The sequence below is a fragment of the Acinetobacter sp. YH12112 genome, from assembly GCF_013418945.1.
Classification (GTDB): domain Bacteria; phylum Pseudomonadota; class Gammaproteobacteria; order Pseudomonadales; family Moraxellaceae; genus Acinetobacter; species Acinetobacter indicus.
Map to the genome: position 1 here is coordinate 1 of NZ_VPBA01000070.1, position 4,622 is coordinate 4,622.

The 4,622-nt window shown below is 37.8% G+C and carries 4 protein-coding genes; 1 reads left to right on the forward strand and 3 read right to left on the reverse strand.

Going from position 1 to position 4,622, the window contains the following annotated elements; genetic code table 11:
* The first annotated feature begins 327 nt into the window (after window positions 1-327).
* On the forward strand, window positions 328-1,116 hold the full coding sequence (locus tag FTU50_RS14865; RefSeq protein ID WP_038350081.1) for an aminoglycoside adenylyltransferase domain-containing protein: 789 nt from the start codon (window positions 328-330) through the stop codon (window positions 1,114-1,116).
* A gap of 225 nt (window positions 1,117-1,341) precedes the next feature.
* Here the strand turns inward: FTU50_RS14865 and FTU50_RS14870 are convergent, their stop codons facing one another.
* The 3 genes from FTU50_RS14870 to FTU50_RS14880 form a co-directional block, all read right to left on the reverse strand.
* The gene (locus FTU50_RS14870) at window positions 1,342-2,550 is read right to left on the reverse strand and encodes an IS256 family transposase (RefSeq protein ID WP_130136427.1); all 1,209 of its coding nucleotides are present in this window, start codon (window positions 2,548-2,550) and stop codon (window positions 1,342-1,344) included.
* A 62-nt stretch (window positions 2,551-2,612) separates the two neighbouring features.
* Entirely contained in the window at window positions 2,613-3,029 is a 417-nt protein-coding gene (locus tag FTU50_RS14875; protein ID WP_180055230.1) for a DUF523 domain-containing protein, read from the reverse strand.
* Between the two features lie 234 nt (window positions 3,030-3,263).
* A protein-coding gene (locus FTU50_RS14880) for an IS3 family transposase (protein WP_119285041.1) occupies window positions 3,264-4,429 on the reverse strand; the annotation gives its coding sequence in 2 pieces (ribosomal slippage) (window positions 3,264-4,171 and window positions 4,171-4,429; 1,167 coding nt in all).
* Window positions 4,430-4,622 lie beyond the last annotated feature (193 nt).

The window sequence follows — 4,622 nt, forward strand, 5'->3', positions numbered from 1 at the left end:
AAGTCGTTTGAATGATTTCTTCTTGGTCTACGTGCCATAAAATACTCCATATATTGATGTTTATAACATCATTTGAGGAGCAGAGTATCACTTATAGGAGTTGTTCAAATTTCCGGATCCATCTCTAAGTGAGGAGGAAATGACTCTTACTATTCAGATGTTGTTTCAAGCTTTTTTTGATTGATAGAGTTTTATGTATTAAACTCTATATTGAAAGTAAATATATTGTAAAAATAGTATGTTATTTACTAATTGATTAAATTATTTACACTTATTCTGTATAATGCTCTATGAATTCATTACTTATTTTTTTAAATTAAAAATCATATGCAAAGCTTAAATGATGAAGAGTGTCGCCAAGTTGAAAGTGTAAAACAGCTTTTACAAAAAAATTTTAAAGATAAGCTTTATGCTATTTATTTATATGGTTCGTATGTTGATGGTGGTTTAAAACATAAAAGTGATCTTGATATTTTAGTTATTATTGAACGTGAAATTACCGATCAGGAAAGAAAACAATTAGCGCAGAATTTTCTAAATATATCTGTTCCGATTGGTCATGCTACAGCGCGTGCCTTAGAAATTACGATATTAGAAAAAGGGAGTATTACCAATAAAAATCATCCATATACATATCAGCTACAATATGGCGAGTGGTTGAGAGAAGAATTACTCAAAGGTGAATTACTTTATAGTCAATCTGATCCAGATATTAGTATTTTACTTAAAACTGCCCAATTACATAACATTACTATCTTTGGACCTGATATTTGCGATTGGTTAAATCCAATTAGCTATGAACAATTAATATTTGCCATGCAAAAAACTTATCCACAAATTATTGCTCATTGGAAAGACGATCAGGATGAATGTAATCAAATTTTAGCGCTATGCCGTATAGCTTATACATTAGATCATAAAACAATAGTTGCCAAGGATGTTGCTGCGACATGGTTTTTAGAATTCTTAAGTCAGATAGATCAAGACATTTTGCAACTCATAATAGATGAATATATTGGGCAAGGTCATGAGCAATGTTGGTTAGTTTTACATGATCAGCTTGCTAAAATTGTTAAAGAATTACAGCATAAAATTGAACCACTACTTTTTAACTGATGTGGAAGTAATGGATATGCTTCTTAGATTATTACCTCACTATATCTCTAAATACCGAAGAGACTTGATATTGCAAAGGGGGGCGTGGTTGGAGTTGCATGAAGATTTTAAATAAAAGCGGAGGAACTAGGGTAAAAGTTGCCAAAAAGTTTCTTCTGAAATGACTTTTATATTATGACGTTTAAGGAGCCTGTAAATAATTTTGTGTAATTGCTTTTCATAAATTTAAAGGCGATTGCTTAAGCGGTCACCGAATTCAATAATAAAGCGGCTCATGGCTAAACGCCAGTCGCGAATAGGCATATTCCACTTTTTAGACGCTGCATCAATTGCCAGGTAAATCACTTTACGTACAGAATCATCCGTTGGAAAGACTTTACGCTTTTTGATCGCCTGACGTATTACGCTGTTTAATGATTCGATCGCATTGGTGGTATAGATGGCTTTGCGTATCTCGGCTGGATAAGCAAAGAAGGTATTTAGATTCTCCCAGTGTGTACGCCAGCTTTTGCTGATCTGTGGGTACTTGTCATCCCATGTTTGGGCGAATTGATCCAAGGCCATCAAGGCTGCCTCTTCAGTAGGTGACTGATAAACGGCTTTTAAATCCTGAGTGACCGCCTTGTAATCTTTCCATGATACGTATTTCAAGCTGTTACGCAGCATATGGATAATGCACAGCTGGATATGGGTTTGCGGGTATACGCTGTTAATGGCATCAGGAAAGCCTTTTAGTCCATCCACACAGGCGATCAGAATATCCTGCAACCCTCGGTTTTTAAGCTCAGTCAGGACATTCAGCCAGAACTTTGCACCTTCATTCTCAGCCATCCACATGCCGAGCAGTTCTTTCTGTCCATCAAGATTAATGCCTAAGGCAAGGAATACAGCCTTGTTGATAACACTGCCATTATGACGGACTTTAACTACAATACAGTCCATATAGACGATTGGATAGAGTGCATCCAGCGGACGGTTTTGCCATTCAGCGACTTGCTCCTTAACAGCATCAGTCACCTTGGAAATAAGCGTTGGCGATACATCAGCATCGTACATTTCTTTGAAAGTAGCCACGATTTCACGGGTAGTCATGCCTTTGGCATAAAGGGATAGAATTTGGCTATCCATTTGCGTGATACGAGTCTGATTCTTTTTAATTAGCTGTGGCTCAAATGTGCCATCACGATCTCGTGGTGTGGTGATCTCAATCTCACCATCATCGCTCAGCACGGTCTTACTGGAATAACCGTTACGAGCATTTGAACCGTTCTTACGAGCATTCTTTTCATGTCCGAGATGTTCGGTAAGTTCGGCATTGAGAGCCGTTTCAACAGTGAGTTTAGTCAACAATCGGGTGAATTGATTGAGATCGTCTTCTGTTTTGATTCCTTTAGCAAATTCTGCTGCAAGGTCTTTTAGTTTTTGTTCGTTCATCATGTTGCCTGACTCCGTTGTGAATATGAACATAGCAAATTCAGGCAATTACACAATTTAATTTACAGTCTCCGTTTAAGCAAAGCGGAGGTAACTCCATTGCCATAGATCTTATTCCCATTAAATTGACCATCGTAAATCATTGAACTACCACATGAAGGGCTATTTTCTTTAAGCACTACCAGAGTAGCTTTTAATAATTGAACTTTTTTTAAAGTTCTATATGCCCCTTCAATATAGATTGAAGTCACATCCTTTCCTGATTTTTCAATTACACAGGCTTTTCCATCTAAGACATCATCGCCATTACCTCCCGAAATCTCGGCAGGTTCGCGTGGTGTTGATAAACCGCCAAGAATCTCTGGACATACCATAGTAGCTTTTCCATCTTTGACTAATTTTTCGATTTTTTCGTTTAAGCTATGCGTCCCGTTATAACGTACCTTTAAGCCAGCCAGACAAGAACTTACTAAAATCATATTTCCTCTATGAAAAAGATATGTATCGATTTGCTATTTAGCCAGTACCTATTATTTTTTAAAATTAATAGGTTAGTGCTATGGATAAAACAAGAATTTAAATATGATCAATGCAAAGTGAGTTATTTTTTTTCTAACCCACAAAGCTTATAGATTAGTTTGATCCTTTTTGTTTAGAAAATTTATCAACAGTGATGTGTGCTGAATTAGCAGGAGACTTTCACTTGGGAGATTCTAGGCAGCTAACCGATAAAAGTCTTCTGCCATTTGATTTGGTGTCTTAAAATCCAAGCCTTTTTGAATTCTTCGCTGATTATAAAATAACTCTATATATTTTGTAATATCCGCTTTGGCTTCTTCCCTTGTTTTGTAGTTGCGATGATGGACTAGTTCATTTTTGAGTATGCCCCAGAAACTCTCTATCGGTGCATTATCAAAGCAGTCGCCTTTTTTGCTCATTGAACCCTGAAAATCAAATTTCTCAAGTAAGTTTCGATATTCATTACTGCAATATTGGCTGCCTCTATCTGAATGTACAATGAGATCTTTAGCAGGTTTCTGATTGCGAATAGCCATATTCAATGCATCACAAACAAGCTTGGCTGTCATGCGCTCATTTAAGCTATAGCCAACAACCTGTTTCGTGTAAAGATCTTTGACAGCTGCCAAGTACAACCAGCCCTCAGCCGTCCAAATGTAGGTAATGTCACTCGACCACGCAAGATTAGGCTTCGTCATTGAAAACTGTTGCTTGAGTAAATTGTCATAAATAGAACGGTTGTGATCACTGTTCGTGGTTCTTTTGAAACGCTTATGGCGCTTACAATACAACTGATTTGATTTTTTTATTTGGCGCACAGCATACGTACTTATTTTGATACCTTGCGCTTGTAAATGCTTGGTTAATCGAACATAGCCATAGCTTTGTTTGGTTTCTTCATGGGCTATTTTGACCAAAATTGTCTGCTGATTTCGCTGAATTGATCTTTTACTCATGCCTCGCTTTAGCCAATCATAAAAGCGAGAAACGGATACACGAAGTAATCGAGCCATTAAAATAATCGGAAATAAGTGGCTTTGCGATTTCATATAGGCGTACCTCACTGACTTTCTTTGGCAAAGTACGCTGCTGCCTTTTTTAAAAATTCACGTTCCATTTCAGCTGTTTTGAGCTGTTGTTTAAGCTTCTTATTTTCTTCGAGTAAGGCGTTTAGATCGGGCGAATACTGTTTTGTGCCTGCTAAAGTTCCAGCCTTTGCTTTGTTATTCCAGTTCGAAAGGGTTTGCATTGAAATGCCAAGTTGTCTAGCGGATTCCGATACATTACCTTGGTTCTCTTCAATGGCTTTTATGGCTTCAGCTTTAAATTCTGCGGTGTAAGTCTTCTGTTTCTTGCTCATGGTAAACTCCTAATGAGTATGTATAGTTTACCAAGTTAAACCCTCCTGTTTTTTAAGCACACATCACCCACCGGGTGGGTCGCTATCTGGAACGGCAAGGCCTGCTGGAACGGGATGTCGAAAACAGCTATCTGGCCTCGGATGCGGTGGATGACGACCCGATGACACCCCTGCTGGGGCACTCGATCACTTA